Genomic DNA, 20,039 nt, shown 5'->3' with positions numbered 1-20,039 from the left:
GACGCCCTGGAGCAGGCGACATCGTCGCCCCGCCACCGTCTGGCACCAAGTTCCGGGTCCCGACCGGGCCCGGGATCCCGCACCACCCATCGCCACTAGGAGGCAAGCATGACCGCCGTGCAGACGGAGAGGCCGACCGCCCCCGCGCAGCCGGACCTCGCAACCACCGACGAGACCGACCCCTTCGGGCTCGACATCGCCTTCATCGAGGGCACGCCGGCGACCGAGACGGTCCTGATGTGCAGCACGGGCGACACCTGCGGCAGCTCCTGCCCCAGCGCCTGCACCACCTCGTAAGCCGGTCCGATCCGGCAGCGCGGGCCGGGCGGGGCTTCCCGTCCGGCCCGCACCCCGCCCCGTCACGAAGGAAGAAGGGAGAGCGGTGATGACACGGGTACGTCCCAGCCTGTACCAGACCGCGGGGCAGGCGATGCTGCGCGCCGCGGTGCACCTCACCGAGCCCGCCATGCCACCCTGGCCGGCATCCACGGCACCGGTGGAACCGTGGCGCGCGTGGCTGAGCAGCGTCTGGTCCGACGATGCCTTTCGGCAGACGGTGACCGACGCCAGCCCCGTCCTCGCCGGACAGGTGCAGGCCATCATCGACGGCCGCACGCCGAAGCCGCGCCGGGTTCGCCGTGCTGCTCTGGCCACGGCCCGCTACGCGATCCGGTACGCACACCGCTCCACCCCCTACGGCCTGTTCGCCGGCGTCGCCCTGCTCGGCTTCGACCAGTCGACATCCGTGCGCTTCGGAGAAGACCACCAGGCCGTCGTGCGCCCCGATCCGGCCGGTCTCGACGAGATGCTCAACGCCTGGGAGAGCGACAGCACTCGCATGGCCGACACGGCGGTCTGCGTCAACACGCTGGCCCGGCAGCGTAACGAGCACATCCACGTGCCGTCCGAGGGCGACGCCGAGTTCCGCCTCGCCCTGAACCCTGCGCTGCGCCTCGTACTCAACCTGGCCCGCTCCCCGATCGAATATCGCCAGCTGGCCGACAAACTCGCCGCGGAGTACCCGGCTGTGAGCGACGCAGCGCGCCACCGGCTCATGGGCGAACTGCTGCGGGTACGGCTGCTGCGCTCCTCGCTGCGCGCACCAGCCACCGCCGTCGACCCCTCAGACGCCCTACCGCACGCGGTCCGCGCCCAGGCAGACCGGCTGCGGCCAGCATGCGACCTGCGGCTGGATGCCGACGTGCGGCTGCCCGAACAAGTGCTGACCGAGGCAGGGACGACAGCGACCGTGCTGGCCCGCCTGGCCACTCATCCCAACGGGACACCGACCTGGCGTCGGTGGATCGAGCAATTCACCGAGCGCTACGGCGAGAACGTCCCCGTTCCGGTGGAGGTGGCCACGGACTCCGACCGGGGCGTGGGCTTTCCGGAAGGGTTCGTCACCGTGAGCGAACCGCCCCGGCCGATGTCCCGGCGCGACCGCCTGCTGCTGGAGCTGGCCGGCACCGCCGCCGCCGAGGGCAGGCGCACGGTGGCCCTGACGGGCGCGATGATCGAGGAGCTGGAAGCGGCAGCCGGCGAGAAGCCACACCTTCCGGCGCCCCATCTCGAACTGGCCGCTCAAGTGCACGCCTCCTCCGTCCAGGCCCTCAACCGGGGGGACTTCCGGCTGCGGGTCCTGACCGTCTCCCGCTCGGCCGGTTCGATGACCGGACGGTTCTGGCACCTCTTCCCCGGCACCGAGGCAACGTACGCACACCTGCCCACCATCGATGCGGAGGCGGAGCTGGCACAGCTGTCCTTCCACGCAGGACGTGTGCCGGCCGACCTGCTCACCCGCGCGCCCCAGGCCCTGCCCCGCGTCGTCAGCGTCGGCGAATTCCGCCGCCCCGCCCCGCACGTCCTCTTCCCCCGCGACCTGTCGGTCACCGTCGCCGACGGCCGCCCCCAGCTGGTGGAGTCCGCGACGGGCAAGCCGCTGGAGCTGCTGGCCCCCACCGCCATCAACTTCCTGTGGAACAACTACACCCCGCCGATGGCCCGCTTCCTCGGCGAGATCAGCCGGGCCGCATCCCCGCAGGTGACCTGGTTCGACTGGGGCGCCGCCTGGACCCTGCCCTTCACCCCGGCCCTCACCTACCGACGCACCATTCTCACCGCCGCCCGGTGGAAAATCCGCAGCCGCACGCTGCCCGCCCGCACCGCACCACTCCAGCAGTGGGCAGACCAACTCCACGCCTGGCGTGCCCGGTTCCGGGTGCCGGAGCGGGTCCTGCTCGCTGAGGACGACCAGCAGTTGCCCCTCGACCTCTGCCGCGACGTCGACCTGGACCTCCTGCGCGCGCACCTGGACGCCAGCCCCTTCGGCATCGCCACCCTGCACGACGCGCCCCCGCTGGACGCCGACGGGTGGATCGGCGGCCGGGCTCACAGCATCGTCGTCCCCCTGGCCAGGCGCTCATGACCGCGACGATCGTGCCCCGTACGCAGGACCTGTCCGAAGGCGCCCTGGGGATGGCCCTGCTCGACATCGAGCGCCGTGACCTGGCCACCGCCCGCCGCCACCTCGCTCAGGCCACCGTCCGAGGGGTGAGCACCGGCAGCAATGCCAGCCTCTTCCACGGCGCACCCGCCCTGGAGTTCGTCCTCGCCCGCGCCCACGGGGCCGGCGACGACGTCCGCGCGGCCGTCGACCGCGTCGTGGACGCCCGGCTCGCCGCCGCCCACCGCCGTCAGGCGGCCGGCGCGCTACCCCACCTCGCCGAATGGGACCTCATCCGCGGCCTGACCGGAATCGCCGCACTGCTGCTGTCCCGCCGCCCGATCACGCCCCGGCTGCCCGACGTGCTCGCCTGCCTCGTCGCGCTCGCCCACCCCGCCCGCAGTGAAGGCCGGATCCTGCCCGGGTGGTGGTCGCCGGTCGGCCCCGACGGGAAGACGATGGCCGGCGGCCACGGCAACAACGGCATGGCCCACGGCATCGCGGGGCCACTGGCCGTGCTCTCCCTCGCCCTGCGCGCCGGAGTCAGCGTCCCCGGGCAGGAGGAGGCCGTCGGCACATTCGCCACCTGGCTCGACCGGCACGGCGCCCACTACTGGTCCACCGCAGCACACCTGGACGCCGACCAGCCGCCCGCAGCGGAACCGGCCCGCCAGTCCTGGTGCTACGGCCAGCCCGGCATCGCCCGCGCCCAGCAGCTCGCCGCGCTCGCCCTCGGCGACACCGCCCGGCGCCAAGCGGCCGAGGACATCGTCGAGACCATCCTGACCGACCCGCTGCGGCTCGCCCGGATCACCGACTCGACCCTCTGCCACGGCTGGGCCGGCCTGCTGACCCTCACCCGCGCGGTCGCCGCCGACAGCGCCGCACCCGCACGCTTCACCCCGATCGTCCAGGACCTGCACCGACGGCTGGCCGCCGACTGGGAGCGCCTGCCCAAACCCGGATTCATGGAAGGCCGCGCCGGAGCCCAACTCGCCCTGAACGCCACCGACACCACCGGCTGGACCCGCGTCCTCCTGCTCACCTGATCCTCTCCCCGCCGCCTCGCAAGGAGTTTTCTGCCCATGACCTTCGACGACGAGAACCTGCCGATCCCCCCGGACACGTCCTGGTGGCACGCCTCCGTGGCCTTCCCCAACCAGCATGCGGACGCCGCCCGGGCCCTGGCGACCGCGCTGTCCGGGCGCCGCTTCCACTTCCTGCGCAAGGACGCCGGCGTGCGTCTGCGCACCGAACAGCCCGCCACCGGCCTGCTGGACCAGCTCGTCGCCGCCCGCGTGATCACCGGCTGGACGGGCGGGATCTACGAGCCGGAGATCCATGCCTTCGGCGGCCCCGAGGGCATGGAGGTCGCGCACGACGTGTTCTGCGCCGACAGCCCGGCCGCGCTCGCCGGCACCCCCGGCGCCCGTGAGCGCAGCGTGATGCTGCTGTCCGCCATGATCCGCGAGGCGGGACTGGACCCGTTCGAAGCCGGAGATGCATGGGCCCGGTGGGCTGCCCTGCGGCCCCCCATCACCCCGCCCCAGGGGCCCGCGCTGGAGAGAGCCGTCTCCGCGATGCGGCGGCTGATGAACGCGGACGCTTCCCTGCGCCCAGACGCGGAAGCGGGCTGGGTCGAGCGCGTCGCCGCGTTTGAGGATGCCGGCCGCCGCCTGCGCCGGCTCGCCGCTGACGGCCGACTGATACGCGGAATCCGGGGCGTCATCGCCCATCACGCGATCTTCGCGTTCAACCGCGCAGGCGTGCCTGCCGAAGCGCAGGCCGCCACCGCGTGGCTCGGCCGTCACGTCGCCTTCTCCACCGGAGAAGGAGCTGACGTGTCCACCCGCAAGTCCGCCCCGGCGGACCCTAGCCTCCCTCGAATGGAGCCCACCATGACACCCGTCACCGACCCCAACCAGCTGCGCGAATCCCTGGCCCAGCGGCTCGTCGACAGCGGCCACCTGCGCAGCAAGGCGGCCATCGACGCCTTCCGCACCACCGACCGGCACGCCTTCCTGCCCGGCGTCGACCTGGAGAGCGCGTACAAAGAGGACGCGGTCCCGATCAAGCACGACGAGCACGGGGAGATGATCTCCTGCATCTCCGCGCCGTCCATCGTCGCCACCCAGCTCGAACAGCTCGGCACCCAGCCCGGCCACAAGGTCCTGGAAGCCGGAGCCGCCACCGGCTACAACGCCGCCCTCCTCGGCAAAATCGTCTCCCCCGGCGGGCAGGTGTGGACCCTCGACGTCGACCAGGACCTCGTCGCCGGCGCGAGCCAGCACCTCGCCGAGGCAGGCGTCGACAACGCCACCGCGGTGATGGCCGACGGCGCGGCCGGGCTGCCCGAGCACGCCCCCTACGACCGGATCATCTTCACCGTCGGCGCCGGCGACGTCCCCGTGAAGATCCTCGACCAGCTCGCCCCCGGCGGGCGCCTGGTCCTGCCGATGCGCATCCGCGGCAGCATCTCCCGCTCCTTCGCCTTCGAACGCGACGGCGACACGTGGAAGACCGTCTCCTGCGAGATGGCCACCTTCATCCCCCTGCGCAAGGGCGTCTGCGACGACGTGTACACCCTCGTGCCGATGGCCGGCGAGGGCAACGTGCGCCTGGAGACGTTCAGCGAGCAGGACGTCGACCGCGACGCGCTCCGCTGCGTCCTCGACCAGCAGCAGACCAAGCTCTACACCGGGGTGAAGTTCCGGCAGGGATCGGCGTGGGAGTGGCTGTACCTGTACCTGGCGTGCGTGCTGCCCAACGGCCTCTCCCGCCTGCCGGGCCAGCGCCCCGGATTCACCCCGCACTTCGGGTGGGGCTCCATGGCAGCCCTCGACGCCGGGTCGCTCGCGTACCTGACCATCCGCGAGGGCGAGGACGAGAAGGGCCGGTACTGGGAGGTCGGCGTGATCGGCCACGGCGAGGGCGGCGCCGACCTCGCCGAGCGCGTCGTGAGCGAGATCCGCGCCTGGGACGCGACCGGCGGCAACGACGCCCCCGAGCCGGGCTTCCGGATGGCCGTCGCGGACTCGCGTGACCGGCTGACGGCGGACGACGCCCGCTTCGTCGTCGACAAGCCCTACAGCCGACTGGTTGTCGACTGGGCGCGCAAGGGCTGAGCCGATGATTCCCGCGATAGCCAGCCGCATCCCCCTGGTCCGCCGCACCAAGGCGCCCGCGCTCCCCTTGGAGGAGCGCATCAACCACCTCACCGGGCTGACCGTCGCGCCCGCAGGTGCGAGCCACCATGACCTGGTGGCCCGCGCCTGCGGGGTCCTCAACTACGCCGCGCTCATCGCCTCCGACGTCGGCCTGCCCGGCCTGGCCGAGGATCTGTGCTGGCGCCAGCACCAGGTCTTCACCGACGCCGGACGCCTCAGCGGACGGGTCGCCGTCATGTCGCTGATGCCGCTCGTCAACCTCTCCCGGTTGCAGACTCGCGCCGGCCACGGCGAACTCGCCTACGGCTTGTTGTACTGCCTCAACGACGCTGCCCGACATCGGAACAAGGCTGACATCGACGGCCGCACCGTCGACCTGTCTGCTCTGACCGGCACGGACGAGGACCACCGCACGGTGTGCCAGGAGCTGTACGTCACCCTGCTCGTGGACGGCGCCCGCGCCCTCGCCCAGATCGGGCGGTGGACCGACGCGGCCGACGCCATGGCCCGGCATCGCGGCATTGGCAACCGGCTCCTCGACGGTCGCCAGATCAAGATCATGGCCCTGATGGAGCAGGGCCTGGACCAGCAGGCCCGCGACCTGATCGACACCACCCAGCCCACGGAGCCTTGGGAGAGAGCCATCGCCCTCCTCCTGCACGCCCACTGTCGGCCCGAAGACACCCCCGTCCCTGAACCCGACCTCGACCGCACCGTTGATGCAGCCGTCCAGCTCCTCGACCATCCCGATCCGCCGACCGCTGCCTTCCAGACCCGGACGGGCCTGTCAGCCCTGGAATTGGACCGCACCGGACGCCATGTCGCCCGCGTACTCGACTCCCTCGTCAGCGTTGCCCGACTCGACGCCTACGCCGCACGAGACGCACTGCACCACCCCGTCGCCGCGGCCGCCCTGGACGACCGGGCGACAGACGCGCTGAACGCGGTGATCGCCGCGGCCGGACTGGGATCCGGCGTCCTGTCCGCCCACCACCATGAGGCTCTGACGGGCGCGGTCGGCCACGCCGAGACAGAGCTGGAAAGGCTGCTGCAGGCCGAACCAGATCCCGGTTAAGAGAGGGCGACCGGGATGGGCCCGCCGTGCTGCCCACGCTGTTTGGCGGTGTCGGCGTTTCGGCCATTTCCTGCCCGCGGCCGCTCCAAGCCAGACCAGGGATCCCGCGCCCGCGGGGTTCCCTGACGCAGGAAATAGCAGGCTCCTCAGCACGACCGAATGACGTGTGTTCGATATCGCAGCCGTGTCGTTAGACCTCACGACTCTGCCGCAGCGACCGTCCTAGGGGGAACGATGACCTCGGCCATTACGCAGGACCAGCCGCCGCAACCGCCAAAGGGGGCCGCGCCGGACGACGAACCGCAGGAGGCCGGTGTTCGAGAGGAGGAATACCTCTACCGCGACGAGTCGAGGCTCCAGGCCGGCTCCCTGCTGACCTCCCGCACCATGGCGCGGCGCCTGCCCTCGCTCGTGCGGCGCTCGGTGCAGATGGCATGGCGCGTGGACCGCGGCGCGACCATCGGCCTGCTGGTGTGCCAGATCGGGACCGGCGTCCTCGCGGCCCTCGGCCTCCTGGCCGTCACGGGCACGATCACCGCGCTGATCTCCTCGGGCGACATCACCGAGCGGCTGTGGGACGCCGCCCCGCAGCTGGCAGTGATCGCCACCGCCACCGGACTGCGCGCGCTGCTGGGCATCGCCGTCGTCTGGCTGACCGGCCGTCTGCGCCCGGTGCTCGGCCGGGCAGCGGAGCTGACGATGATCGAGGCCGCGCTCGGCGCGGAACTGGCCGCCAACAACAAGCCCGGCTACAACGACGCCTACGACATCGCCGACCGCGGCGCCCAGGTCACCCCCGACCTCGTCGAAGAAGCGCAGGACGTCCTCGCGGCGACCGCCACACTCGCGGCCGGCGCCACCATCCTGACCGTCCTGCACCCCCTGCTCCTGCCTCTGCTCTTCCTCGCCTGCCTGCCGCAGGCCGCCGCCTACGTCCGTTCCGCACGCGTGATCTACCTCGCCGGGCTGGAGACCTCCGGGCGGCGCAGGATGCTGGGCAAGCTGCGCTGGCACATGGCCTATCAGGAGTCCAGTGAGGAGATGCGCGCCTGCCTGGCCGGCCCCTTCCTGATCGGCCGGTACCGGCGGCTGGCCGCCTCGGTCAACGCGGCCGAACGCAAGGCCGCGAACACCGGTGCCTGGATGGGGCTGGCAGGAGCAGCAGCCGGCGGGATCGCCTCGACCGCGGTGTGGGCGGCCCTGCTGTGGCTCCTGGCCTCCGGGCGGTTGAGCCTGGCGGCCGGCGGCGGCGCCGTCTTCGCCCTCCAGACCGCCACCGGCTCGGTGCGCGGCATCATCAACGGTGGGGCACGCCTGGTGCGCACCGGCTGGTACGTGCAGGACTGGCAGAACTTCCTCGACAACGCCCACGGCCAGGCCATGACCGATTCCCGCGGCACCTCGCCCGTGACCGCGGCCCCGGAGCGTTTCGAGGTCCGCGACGTCACCTACCGCTACGACGGCGCCCCGAAGGACAGCCTGAGCAACGTCTCCCTGCACGTGCGGCGCGGGGAGATCGTGGCGCTGGTCGGGGAGAACGGCTCCGGCAAGACGACCCTCTCGCGCCTGCTGTGCGGGCTGCTGCTGCCCACCGAGGGCGACGTGGCCTGGGACCACGCCTCCACCGCGGACCTGAACCCGTGGGGGTCGTGGGAGCACGTCGCGCTGGTGCCGCAGAAGTTCACGTACCTGCCGCTGACGATGCGCGACAACATCACGTTCGGGCAGGGCGACACCAGCGACGCGGCCCTGCTCGCCGCATGCGAGGCGTCCGGCGCCGCGGAGATGCTGCCGGGCCTGCGCTCCGGCCTGAACACCCTGTTGACCAGCGAGTGGTTCGGCGGACAGCAGCTCTCCGGCGGGCAGTGGCAGCGCCTGGTCCTCACCCGCGCGTTCCACCGGCAGGCGGCGCTGCTGGTGATGGATGAACCCACGGCCGCCCTCGACGCCCGCGCGGAGCACCGGATCTTCGCCGGCCTGCGCGAACTGGCCAAGGACCGCGCCATCCTGCTGATCACGCACCGGCTCACCAACGTGGCCGTCGCCGACCGGATCGTGGTCCTGGACGAAGGGCGGATCGTCCAGGAGGGCACCTACGCCCAGCTCACCCAGGAGTCAGGTCTCTTCCGGACCCTGTGGGAGCTGCAGCGCCGGATGAGCGGCGACACCCCCTGATCACCCCTCGCCGTTCCGCGCTGCCCACTCCCCCGTCCACCGTCTCGGAAGGCAGAGATACGTGACCTCTCCCGTCTCCCCTTCGGATCACGTCTCACCGCGTGCCGATTTGCCCGCAGCGCAGTACGCCGCATCCCGGCATGCGGCGTGGCTCGGCGCCGCCGCGATCATCACCGACGAGGTCGGCCGGGTCCTGCTGGTGCACCCCACCTACCGCGAGGACGACTCGTGGCTGCTGCCCGGAGGCGTCGTCGAAGCCGGCGAACACCCGCACGTCACCTGCAGGCGCGAGATCACCGAGGAACTGGGCCTGGATCTACCCCTGTCGGCCGTGCTCGCCGTCCACTCCTTCTCCCCGCACCACCCCGACCTCCAGCCCGCCACGGCATGCCCCGGCGAGATCCGGTTCGTCTTCGACGGGGGAACCCTCCGCCCCGACCAGGTGGAGGCGATCCGCCTGCCGCGCGAGGAGCTGTCCGAGTACGCCTTCCTGGAGACCCGGGACGCGGTGCAGCGGCTGCGGCCCGTGGACGGGCAGATCATGCTCGCCGCCTACCGTGCCCGGCTCGGGAACACCGCCACCGCTCACCTCGCCGATGGCCGGCACATCCTCGACGTCCCGGCGCTGGACCGCCATGACGTCCACGTCCGGTACCGGCCTCTGTGGGACAGCCCTCTCAACCGCGGCCCCGTCCCCGGGCCGCTGCCCGTGCAGCAAGCCTGGGCGTGGTGCTTCATCCCCGACGGCCGGGTCATCCTGGTGGCCGACCCCGGCCCGCGGGGCGCGCTACCGATGCTGCCCGGCGGCACCGTGGAGAAGACCGACGCGACGCCCGAGGACACCCTGCACCGCGAAGCCGCCGAGGAAGCCCAGCTCACTCTGACCGATCCGGTGCGACTGGGCTGGGTGCTGGACGAGACCGGCGAGGTCTACGGCGGCGTGGGGCCCAACGCCCGGCTCCGCCTGGCCGCCCGGGTCACCGCCATCGGGCCGACGGCCGTCGACCCCGCCACCGGCCACCCCTTAGCCCGCCTGCTCGCCACCCCCGCCCAGGCAGCCGCCCTGCTGGGCTGGGGCCCGCCCGGCGCGCGGCAATCCCAGCTCTCGGCGGAGACGGCACGCGAGCGGTGGGGCCTGCCCACCGCTCGCTCCGCCCCCATCGAGGAGACCCCTGCGGAGGGGATGCGGCTGAGCTGACCCGAACACGCACCCCACCTCGACTCCTCCCGCTCTACGGCCCTCTGAGGTAGCCCCATGCCGTTGTCGCACGACCACATCCGCACCACCGTCGAGACCTACCTCGCTCGCCACCCTCACGAGCGCGAGCAGCTCGGCGGCCTCCTGGACGCCCTCGAACGTCCCACTAACATCGCCAGCCGCTCCACCTTCACCGGACACGTCACCTGCGGCGCGATCGTCGTCGACCCGCTCGGCCGCGTCCTGCACGTGCTGCACCTGGCGAGCGGGAAGGTCCTCGCCCCCGGCGGACACCCCGAGCCCGCCGACGAGTCCCTGGCAGCAGCGGCGCTGCGGGAGCTGCACGAGGAGACCGGGATCCCGCCCCAGGCCGTGGCGCCGTGGCCCGGCTATGAGGCAGTGCCGTTCGACATCGACATCCACGACATCGACGCCCACCCGGGCAAAGGCGAACCCGGCCACCAGCACTTCGACCTCCGGTTCCTCTTCCGCCTGCACACCGCGGCCGAGGCGCCGGTGGTGCGGCAGGAAGAAGAGGTCGGCGGGATCGAGTGGCGGCCCGTGGACAGGGTGACCTGCCCCTCCCTGCGCGAGAAGCTGCTCAAGCTCCCGTTGGAGACCGAACCGGGTACGGCCAACGCCTCCGCCCTGATCTACAACGACCGCGGCGAGTACCTGCTCCACCTGCGCGACTACTTCCCCGACCAAATCTGGGAGCCGGGCATGTGGTCCCTGCTGGGCGGTGGCCGGGAGCCCCAGGACGCCACCCTGGAAGACACTGTGCGGCGCGAGCTGGCCGAGGAAGCCAGCCTCGACATCGCCGACCTGACACCGTTCGGCACTGAGTACGCCTCCGATGACGCCTGCGCGACCGTGCCCATCGCCATCTACGCCGGCCGCTGGAACGGCGACCCCCGCGACCTCCGCCTGACGGAGGGGGTGATGCTGGCCTGGTTCGCCCCCGACGACCTCCACCGCCTGCGCATCGCAGACACCACCAGCGACCTCGTACGGCGCCACGCCGCCAGCCGCCCGGCCAGCGCTCCCAGCACTGCGTCGCGGAGCGGGCTCTCATCGCACGAGCGCCGCCCAGCTGCGCCGCACGGCACGGTCCTCAACGTCATTGGCGTCCACCTCTACCTGGAGCGGCCCGACGGGACGGTGCTGCTCGGGCTGCGCCACCCCGACTCCGCGTTCGCGCCGTCCACCTGGCACGTCCTGGCCGGCCACTGCGAGCACGAGAGCGCCATCACCTGCCTGATCAGGGAGGCACGGGAGGAAGCCGGCCTGCACATCGAGCGGCAGGACGTCGAACTCGTCCACGTCGTCCATCACATCGACCGCGCCGGGGACCGGCCCCGCATGGGCCTGTTCTTCCGCGCCCGCGCCTGGAGCGGCGAGCCGGAACTGCGCGAGCCGGACAAGTGCACCCAGTGGAAGTTCTGGGACCCCGCCGCGCTGCCCGACAACCTCGTTTCCTACACCCGCCAAGCCATCGCAAAGATCCAGAACGGGGATCTGTACAGCGAGACGGGCTGGCCCGCATGACCGGCACACCGAGCGGCGCACACCGTCGTCTGTCCGCTGCAACTGCGGCCGGCCGTGAGGACACCCGCCTCGTGGTGATTCGCGGCAACTCGGCGTCAGGCAAGTCAAGCGTGGCCCAGGGCCTGCGAGAACACTACGGCCGCGGTATCGCGATCGTAGGCCAGGACGTGATCCGCCGGAACGTGCTCAGGGAACACGACACCGCGCGCGGCGCCAACATCGCCCTGCTGGGCAGGATCGCACGCGAAGCACTGAACGCCGGCTTTCACGTGGTGCTCGAAGGGATCCTGTACGCCGATCGCTACAGCCACATGATCACGTCTTTGGTCCGGGACCACCGCGGCGTCTCCTGCTGCTACTACCTTGACGTGCCGCTGGAAACGACGTTTGTCCGGCACGCGTCGAAGGCGGATGCCGCGTACCTGGCGCAAGTCACCAACAACCACCTCGCCTCCTGGTACCGCGAGCTGGATCTGCTGCCCGGCGGTCTGGAGACCGTGATCCCGGCCGACAGCACGCTGCAGGACACTGTCGCGCGAATCCTGCGCGAGACCGATCTGGCCTCTGCCTCTCCAATCACGCCACCGCAGTGCAAGCCGTCACAGGGGGACTCGATGAGCAGTCTGGTGTTGATGTCCGATCCGCGGGTCGCCGCGATCCCGGTGCGCGAGTGCGGGGAGCCGCTCGTCGATGTGCGTGATCACAGCTTCCGGGTCGATCCCCGCAAGCAAGATCCGCTGGGTGCGTTCGCCCACGTCCGCGAGGGCGTTCTAGCCCGGCTGGAGCACGCCCGCTCGCTGCTGCCCGCTGGCACCGACCTGCTGTTCGTCGAGGGTTACCGGCCGCTGGCTCTACAGCAGCGCTACTTCACCGAGTACCGGGACGAGCTGGCCGCCGCTCACCCCGGCTGGACAGCTGAGCAGCTGCACCAAGCCGCCAGCCGGTACGTGTCGCCGCCGGAGATCGCGCCCCACTCCGCGGGCGCGGCCGTAGATGTAACCCTCGCCGACCAGGAGGGCCACGAACTCGCCCTCGACACCCGCGTCAATGCCTCCCCCGAGGAGAGCGACGGGGCCTGCTTCACTCACGCCCCGAACCTCAGCGATCGCGCGCGCCACCACCGCACGCTGCTGCTCAACGCCATGGAGAGCGCAGGTTTTACGAACTATGGAACGGAGTTCTGGCACTTCTCGACAGCGGACCGGTACGACGCGCTGATGCGGCAGGAGCCACACGCGCGCTACGGACCGATCGAACTGCCCTAGCGCGCCGGCATCCTCGTCCACTTCCTTGCCACCCACGCCGATCCGGAAACACAGGAGCGCGGCCACCGCGCCCTGGCCGGGTGGCGATCCCAAGACCGCACCGGACGGAACGCATCGAACGGAGGCACATGTGCCTGACGACACCCAGCAGGCGATCCCAGCCGTCCCGAGTCCGGCGACCGGAGGTGAACCACAAGAGCACCACATGCACCTGCTCGGGCGGTACTACCGCCAAGTGGAAGCAGGCCGCAAGACGATCGAAGTGAGGGGGCCACCCCGCAGAAGCGCGCCGTCGCAGTCGGTGACACGGTCGTCTTCCACGACCGGGACACCGGGCGGGAACTCGACGTCATCGTTAAGCGGATCACCCCGTACCACTCCTTCGATGATCTGCTCAGCTCGGAGGACACCGTGCGCATCGACCCAGACGGGCCGCCCGGAGAGCTGCTCGCCAACCTCCGCAGCATCTACCCGCCGGCCAAGGAAGCCCTCGGCGTTCTCGCCCTCGCATTCGACCACCGCCCGGCCCGGCCGCCCCATGCCGATGACGCCCACGCAGTACACCCAGGCCGTCCCCCACCACACGGTGTACGGCTGCCTGTACATCCGCGACGAACACGACCGGCCGATCCAGCTCCGCTCGGTCTACGGCTCGAGACTCTGGCAGTTCCCGGGCGGCAACCTGGACGCCCGAGGCGAGGACCCGCTGCAGACCGCCCGGCGAGAGGCGGTTGAGGAGACGGGCCTCGACTCGGTCTGGACACGCCGAAGCTGCTCCTGACGCACTTCCTGCACGCCGGGCCGCGCCTGCCGCTGAACAAGGTGGGGCTCATCTTCGACGGAGGCCAGCTGACCGCCGACCAGCTCGGCCGGATCCGACTCGATCCCGCAGAGCACGACATGTGGGCCGTCCACGACCTCGCGACCTGGCAGGAGCTGATGGCGCCGCGCGCCTTCGCCCGCCTCGACGCCATCGAACGAGCCCGGCGCGGCGAGGGCCCCACCTACCTGATCACGCACACCTGATCCCCAGCACCCCCACCCAGGAGGCAACCGTGCCCGCCGAGGACACCAACACCCGGGCCTGGCAGATCTACGGCCAGCGACAACTGGCCCGCGCCCACGCCCCGCCCATCCCCGACCAGCTCGGCTGGACGCCCTGGGAAGGGATCGGGCCGGGTGCAGAAGTCCTCGGTGACATCGCCAGCCGCCGGGTCCTGGACATCGGGTCCGGAGCCGGCCACCACGCCGTCCATCTCGCCCAGGCTCACGGAGCCCGCGTCACCGGCATCGAGCTGTCCCGACCCAGCACGAACGCGCCGTCGCCGCCCACTGGGACGTTGACGGCGTACGCCGGCCAGCAGGAGCAGATCAGCGTCTGGAAGGCGCGCGCGGACATCGGCAGACCGCTGGCACAGACCGCCCGCCCCGCCCCTGTGCTGGGGGCGCCGCAGGCGGTGCGGCAACAGCAGGTGGCCCGCCGAACCGCCACGACGGTGCAGGAAACTTCGCGAGGGGTGTCTACTCAGCCATCCGCAACCCCATCGCCCACGAAAACGCACCGGCCACTTTGCGGACACGACCTCGGGTCCGTAACCGCTTGCGTCCTTGCGTCTTCGTAGGCCACCTACACAACTAGACTGCCCGGCTGGCGTCGAAGGACTGCGGTATCGCGGCCCATCACTACTACGAGACTGCCGTCAGGGGAGAACTGAACATCCCGCAGACCTTCGATTACGAGGTGCTGCAATAGTTTCCCCGTTCGCATGTCCCATACGTCTAGGTCGCTGTTTCCCGTGGTGATTACGTCTAGATCGCTGTTGAGGGTGGCGATGGCGGTGATGGGTTGGCCGTCGAGAACGGTGCATGCCAGCGCCTGCACCTTGCCGACGCGCCTGCTTAGCGGTTCGCCGATGGACTGCCCGGTCGCCAGATCCCACACCTGTACGAGGCCGCTTTCGGTAGCGATGACGGTGACGGGGCGGCCATCGAGAACCGTGCACGCCAGCGCCTGCACCTTGCCGACGCGCCTGCTTAGCGGTTCGCCGATGGGCTGCCCCGCCGTCAGATCCCACACCTGTACGAGGCCGCTTTCGGTGGCAATGACGGTGACAGGGCGGCCGTCGAGAACCGTGCACGCCAGTGCCTGCACCTGGCTGCCGGGCTCGGTGAGGGGTGCACCGATGGGCTGTCCCGTCGCCAGATCCCACAAATAGACCCATCTGCCGTAGGTAGCGGTGCCAACATAACTGTTGGTGATGTGAGCGACGGTGACGGGACGGTCATAGAGAACCGTGCATGCCAGCGCGTCCACCCAGCCGTCCAACCCGGTGATGGGTTCGCCGATGGGCTGTCCGGTCACCAGGTCCTGAACCTGAACCTGAACCTCGCCGAGACCACTGCCGGTGGCGATGACGGTGACGGGGCGGCCGTCGAGAACCGTGCACGCCAACGCACGCACCTTTCCGGCCAACCTGCCTAGCGGTTCGCCGATTGGCTGTCCGGTCGCCACATCGGAAACATAAACACAGCTGTCGAGACCGCTGCCGGTAGCGATGACGGCGACGGGGCGGTCGCCGAGAACAGTGAACGCCAGCGCGTATACCCAGTCGTCGTCAGGACCGGAGGCCAAAAAGATGTCTAGAAAGCTTTCCGAGAAGTCCCAGGAACGCACTGTGCTGTTAGCGGCGACAGTGACGATGACGGGGCGGTCGTCGAGAGCAGTGCTCCCCAGCGCGTACACCCGGCCGTTGAGCCCGGTGAGGTGTTCGCCGATGTGTTCTCCCGTCCGCAGATCGCGCACATACACCCGGCCCCCGAATAAGCCAGTGCCGGTGGCGATGACGATGACGGGGCGACCGTCGAGAACAGCGCACGTCAGCGCCCCTACGTCAATGTCGAGCTTGGTGAGTGGTTTGCCGATGAGTCGTCCGGTCTCCAGATCCCGCACCTGTACGTGACCTTCGCCGGTGCCGATGCCGATGACGGTGACGGGGCGGCCGTCGAGAACCGTGCACGCCAACGCGTGCACGCCGTCGAGCCCGGTGAGGGGTTTGCCGATAGGCTGTCCGGTCTCCAAATCTCGCACATACACCCGGCCGCCGGTTTCGGTGTCAGCGGCGCTGACGGTGACAGGGCGGCCGTCGAGAACCGTGCACGCCAACGCGTGCACGCCGTAGAGCCCGGTGAAGGGTTTGCAGATGGGCTGTCCGGTCGTCAGATCCCTCACAGATACGGTGTCGGGCCATGTGGCGATGACGATGACGGGGCGGCCGTCGAGGACAGTGCATGCCAGCGCCAACACGTCCTCGGTGACCTTGATGAGGGGTTCGCCGATGGGCTGTCCGGTTGCCAGATCCCACACATACACCTCGTTGAAGGTGCCGACGACGGCCACGGGGCGGCCCTCAAGGACGGTGCACGCCACGCGTCTGATGGGGTCGCGGTGTCCGGTGAGGGTGTGGCGGAGTGCAGGGGTGAAGTCGTGGCCAGTGGCCCAAGCGGGAAGCCATTCGTCGGCGTGTGCGGAGCTGTTGAGTTGTTCGAGTAGGGCGGCGGCATCGGCTCGGGCGGCGTTGAGAGCGAGGAGATTGCGGCGGACGGATGGGGTTGCGGTTGCGTGCAGGCCGAAGGAGCTGCGGTAGACGGCGGCGGTGAGGCGTGCCTGGTTGCTCGACGCCTGGTGCAGGTGGGGGGTGAGGCTGTGCGGGCGGGCGTACACCAGGTATTCAGTGTGATCGAGGAGGTCGTCGATGCGGCCTGCGGCTGCAGCGTGGGTGGCGAGGTGATTGAGGGTGTAAGGGTGGGCACGGGACCAGTCGCGGGTGGCGTCGCTGCGGTAGGGGACGCAGTCGGAGAGGGTGTCGACGAATGCGGCGTGGACGGCGATGGGGTCGGTGTTTTCGCGAAGGTGTTCGGTGAGGGCCTGGTGGTAGAGGCGGTAGGCGGAGCGGCCGCTTTCCGTGGCTTCGACGACATAGGAGCCGGCGTGGTGGCGCAGCCACAGGAGGTCTTCGTCGGTATAGGTGCGGCCGGAGATGGCGGAGGCGAGGGGGGCCCAGATGTCTTCCCAGGGCAGGCCCTGGCCCTCAGCGTAAGCGAGGGGACGCAGCAGGTCCGCGGCGCGCTCGGCGTCGGGGCCGAGGCGGCTGGTGAGGTCATTGCGCATGGCCTGCCCGGCGTGGCGGGGAAGCCCGGCCTGCCAGCGTGGGCTGTACGGGTCGGCGACGGTGGTGTCGGCGGAGGCGAGGGTGTAGGCGGCGAAGCGGGCGACGAGGAAGGACCTACCCGCCGCGTCGGCGACCGCCTGGGCGACGGCTCGCAGCAGGCTGGGCTGGGTTGACCGATAGGGGGAACTGCTGCGGCTTTGCAGAAGGTTGCGCATCGTGTACGACAGCAGCGCATCGCGGTCGGCGTAGCGGGGGCTGTCGAGATCGATGACCATGCCGTCGCGCTGTGCCGGGCGGTTGAGGAGGCCGAGACGGTCGAGCAGGTAGGGACGCGTGCCGAGGAGGAGACGGATGCATCCGTCGGAGTGCTCGATGAGAGGGCGCAATAGCTGCGAGCACAGTGTGTCGGGAGTGGCGGCCTCATCGAGGGCGTCGATGAGGACCGTGAATGGTCGGTTACGGCCGTCGTTTCGCTGCTCGAGGGCGTCGAGTAACTCGCCGACGGTCGCGCATCTGAAGCCGGCGGCGGCCGCGAGGCCGGACAGGATCTGGTTGTCGGTGAGGTTCTGGGCGTACATGACGACGTCGATGCTGCCTTCATCCGGGATCCAGTCGGGTTGCAGGCCGAGGGCGTCGACGGGCACGGTGCGGCGGCGTTCGGGCATGGTGAGCGTGGCGAGGAGGCCAAGGACGGCCGTCTTTCCCGAGCCCGGGCCGGCCGTGACGACCCGCACGCACTCGCCCGCACCGACAGCGCTGTGAAGCAGCTCCTCCTGTCCGGCGTCGCGGTCCTCGTTGAGCCAGGCTGTGAGGTCGGCCAGGGCTCGGTGACGGCCGCAGAACCACCAGCCGTGCGCGGCATCCCCGTGGTAGCCCATGGCGCGGACCAGGAGGCGGGAGGTGAACTCCGTTTCTCTCTGCAGGGCGTAGGCGTCGAATTCAGCGGCGTCCTGCAGGGCGAGGTCGACATCGGTGAGGCGGACGTCGTGGCGGGGGTTGGTGAGGAAGTCGGGTGGTTCGCCGGTGAGCCCGAGCAGGGACAGGCTGATGTGCTGGTAGCCGGGCTTTTCGGGGTGCTGGTTCATCTGTTGCACCACGGCAGACACCGACAGGTGTGTCGGCGCGTGACCGGCAGTCGCCCGGCTGTTGACGGCCTGGCTGAGTAGTCGCGGGAACATCCCCGCTTTGGCCCGCTGGTGCGGCTGGGCGGAGGAGACGATCAGCAGGCCTGTGCTGGTCGTGGTCTGCGCCCACTGCCTGCCGAGGCGCTCGAGCGCGGCCGAAGCGAGTTCATTGCCGCCCTGCCCGGAGTAGCAGGTGTCCAGAATCAGCAGAAGCTGGCGCACACGGGTGCCGCGGAAGACCCGCACTAGGTCCGTTGTCGGCAGCGACGTATAGGTGACATCGGCGGGGTCGGTGTCGGCCATCAGCAGGACGTGCTCGCTGCCGTCCTCGAGGATCTCCCCATGGCCGCAAAGGTAGACGACCACCAAGTCGTCCTCGCTACGCTCGTCCGAGGTGCAGAACGCCCTCAGGTGATCGGTCAGCTGCTGCCGGGTCGGATCGAGACCCAGCGCGGTCTCGTGCCGGTAGCCGAGCTTCTGCGAGAACAATTCGATGATCTGCTCACGCGCTTCGACCAGTCCAGGCCGGTCCCAGTCTACGCACTTGGGGTAGCGGGATACGGCGGCCGCAATCAGATACCGGCGCGGCCCCATGTCCTCCTGCGGGCCGGTCATGCGAGGCCGTCCATGATCGCCTGCCCGCACCGTTTGTCCGTCAGGTACGCGGCCGCGTCATGCGCATGCGCGCCGTTGTGCACGATCGCGCACCGCACCCGCTCCCCGAACCCCGGCCGCAGGTCTTTCACCAGGGCTACGACGTCCCCGGCATCTGCCAGGTTCGTCCACACCAGGCGCTCTTCACTACCCGGCCACACGCCCCGTGGCCGGCCGCCGAGCAGCAAGGGTGCGGGCTGGAGGCGGTGCAGGATCAGGTTCGGGATGCCTAGAGGTGAGCCCAGGGTGACCAGGGCCCGCACCTGGTGGCCCGGACGTGCACACAACGCCTCATAGGCGATGACGGAGCCTAAGGAGTGGGCGACAACGACCCTGGTGTCCTCGCCGATCTGATCGACGACACGGGCCATCGCCTGCGCCCGCAGGTCTGTGTCGGTGAGGTAGCGGTGCACCTGCTTCAGGTCGAACACCATCGCGCGCAGGGCAAGCCCGGCGAAGAAGCATGAACCCGACAGGGCCCGCAGCGCGGCCTGTACCGACCGCGGAGTCGACGCCAGGGTGTCGGCGTCGGGTGGCACCACACCAGGGTCGCTCGCGGCGGCAGCTTTCCACCAGGCGAACAACAGTTCCTGTTCGAAGCCTTCCTCAACGTCGGCGGCCGTGTAGGGCGGCTCACCGACCGCAAGAAACTCACCCTCGGCACGGAACAGGTCGCCATAGAAGGCCACCCCTGCCTCCGCCTCCGACAGACGGTGCGCGGCACCAGCGTGCTTCAGACCGTCGTTAAGCCTCGGCAGCCACTCTGAGCGCAGCGTCTCCTCACCCTGCGTCTGCTTGCCGATTCCATGCACTGCCACCACGCGCGCCATGCCCCGTGCCCCCGACTTCGCCCCAAACGCTTGTCCAGCACTGTAGAGCCCGTCCAGCCGCGGAAAAGGCAAAACAGTGAGCCTGACACTCCATCGGAGCCAGAGCTTGACACTTCACGGGCAGCGAGCCGCCTCAGCAATCGAGGTCCGCGAGAGGGCTCTGCACTGTCAATATCCCTTCTACGCTCAATTCGCCCGGGGACGCGCGAATTGAGCGAAGCGAGTATGCGGCTGCCGGAGGCAGAGCGAAAGGGGGGCTCGGCGCTCACACGGTGACAGACTTACGGGATCCTTGGCCGTACCGGCCGGCCGAGCAGCTGCTCCAGTCGCACGCCGGCCTGTGGCTGACGCCCCTGACCGGCGTGGACTCGAAGACACACGCCGGGGTCTG

The 20,039-nt window shown here is 70.3% G+C and carries 15 protein-coding genes; 12 read left to right on the top strand and 3 right to left on the bottom strand.

Translation table 11 applies throughout. The features are described 5' to 3' along the window. The first annotated feature begins 108 nt into the window (after window positions 1-108). From ABZ192_RS29745 to ABZ192_RS29705, 9 genes are all read left to right on the top strand, one after another. Complete coding sequence (locus ABZ192_RS29745; protein WP_142157630.1) at window positions 109-297, top strand: FxLD family lanthipeptide; 189 nt, start codon at window positions 109-111, stop codon at window positions 295-297. A gap of 88 nt (window positions 298-385) precedes the next feature. Then, a complete protein-coding gene (locus ABZ192_RS29740) occupies window positions 386-2,425 on the top strand; it encodes a lantibiotic dehydratase family protein (RefSeq protein ID WP_356927561.1) in 2,040 nt (679 codons plus the stop codon). Continuing rightward, complete coding sequence (locus ABZ192_RS29735; protein ID WP_356927560.1) at window positions 2,422-3,492, top strand: lanthionine synthetase C family protein; 1,071 nt, start codon at window positions 2,422-2,424, stop codon at window positions 3,490-3,492. Before ABZ192_RS29740 ends, ABZ192_RS29735 begins: the two co-directional genes overlap by 4 nt. Window positions 3,493-3,528: 36 nt before the next feature. Further along, window positions 3,529-5,568, top strand: a complete 2,040-nt coding sequence (gene fxlM, locus ABZ192_RS29730; RefSeq protein WP_356927559.1) for a methyltransferase, FxLD system — start codon at window positions 3,529-3,531, stop codon at window positions 5,566-5,568. A 4-nt stretch (window positions 5,569-5,572) separates the two neighbouring features. Then, window positions 5,573-6,685, top strand: a complete 1,113-nt coding sequence (locus tag ABZ192_RS29725) for a hypothetical protein (protein ID WP_356927558.1) — start codon at window positions 5,573-5,575, stop codon at window positions 6,683-6,685. A 234-nt stretch (window positions 6,686-6,919) separates the two neighbouring features. Next, window positions 6,920-8,860: an ABC transporter ATP-binding protein gene (locus ABZ192_RS29720; RefSeq protein WP_356927557.1), complete on the top strand. Its 1,941-nt coding sequence runs from the start codon at window positions 6,920-6,922 to the stop codon at window positions 8,858-8,860. Window positions 8,861-8,969: 109 nt separating this feature from the next. Then, a complete protein-coding gene (locus ABZ192_RS29715) occupies window positions 8,970-10,058 on the top strand; it encodes an NUDIX hydrolase (protein WP_356927556.1) in 1,089 nt (362 codons plus the stop codon). A gap of 57 nt (window positions 10,059-10,115) precedes the next feature. Continuing rightward, window positions 10,116-11,606 carry an NUDIX domain-containing protein gene (locus ABZ192_RS29710; protein WP_356927555.1) on the top strand — a complete coding sequence of 497 codons (1,491 nt, stop codon included), beginning with the start codon at window positions 10,116-10,118 and terminating at the stop codon, window positions 11,604-11,606. Then, window positions 11,603-12,871, top strand: a complete 1,269-nt coding sequence (locus tag ABZ192_RS29705) for a M15 family metallopeptidase (RefSeq protein ID WP_356927554.1) — start codon at window positions 11,603-11,605, stop codon at window positions 12,869-12,871. The genes ABZ192_RS29710 and ABZ192_RS29705 overlap by 4 nt, the downstream gene beginning before the upstream one ends. 225 nt (window positions 12,872-13,096) lie before the next feature. Here ABZ192_RS29705 and ABZ192_RS29700 read toward each other — a convergent pair whose 3' ends face one another. Beyond that, on the bottom strand, window positions 13,097-13,426 hold the full coding sequence (locus tag ABZ192_RS29700; RefSeq protein WP_356927553.1) for a hypothetical protein: 330 nt from the start codon (window positions 13,424-13,426) through the stop codon (window positions 13,097-13,099). Here ABZ192_RS29700 and ABZ192_RS29695 point away from each other — a divergent pair. From ABZ192_RS29695 to ABZ192_RS29685, 3 genes are read left to right on the top strand one after another with little or no spacing between them, the layout of a single operon-like run. Further along, window positions 13,416-13,652 (top strand): NUDIX domain-containing protein, encoded by a 237-nt coding sequence (locus ABZ192_RS29695; protein WP_356927552.1) that lies wholly within the window; start codon window positions 13,416-13,418, stop codon window positions 13,650-13,652. The two genes, ABZ192_RS29700 and ABZ192_RS29695, sit on opposite strands and share 11 nt — an antisense overlap. Window positions 13,653-13,693: 41 nt before the next feature. Next, window positions 13,694-13,897, top strand: coding sequence for a hypothetical protein (locus tag ABZ192_RS29690; RefSeq protein ID WP_356927551.1), 204 nt, complete (start codon window positions 13,694-13,696; stop codon window positions 13,895-13,897). A 29-nt stretch (window positions 13,898-13,926) separates the two neighbouring features. Continuing rightward, the gene (locus tag ABZ192_RS29685; protein ID WP_356927550.1) at window positions 13,927-14,493 is read left to right on the top strand and encodes a class I SAM-dependent methyltransferase; all 567 of its coding nucleotides are present in this window, start codon (window positions 13,927-13,929) and stop codon (window positions 14,491-14,493) included. Between the two features lie 5 nt (window positions 14,494-14,498). Here the strand turns inward: ABZ192_RS29685 and ABZ192_RS29680 are convergent, their stop codons facing one another. Together ABZ192_RS29680 and ABZ192_RS29675 are read right to left on the bottom strand one after the other, a co-directional pair. Continuing rightward, window positions 14,499-18,779 (bottom strand): caspase family protein, encoded by a 4,281-nt coding sequence (locus ABZ192_RS29680; protein WP_356927549.1) that lies wholly within the window; start codon window positions 18,777-18,779, stop codon window positions 14,499-14,501. Then, window positions 18,776-19,648 carry a hypothetical protein gene (locus ABZ192_RS29675; RefSeq protein WP_356927548.1) on the bottom strand — a complete coding sequence of 291 codons (873 nt, stop codon included), beginning with the start codon at window positions 19,646-19,648 and terminating at the stop codon, window positions 18,776-18,778. Before ABZ192_RS29675 ends, ABZ192_RS29680 begins: the two co-directional genes overlap by 4 nt. Window positions 19,649-20,039 lie beyond the last annotated feature (391 nt).

Origin of the sequence: Streptomyces sp. NPDC006235 (assembly GCF_040613735.1) — a bacterium.
Lineage (GTDB): Bacteria > Actinomycetota > Actinomycetes > Streptomycetales > Streptomycetaceae > Streptomyces.
This window is presented reverse-complemented; position numbering and strand designations above follow the sequence as displayed.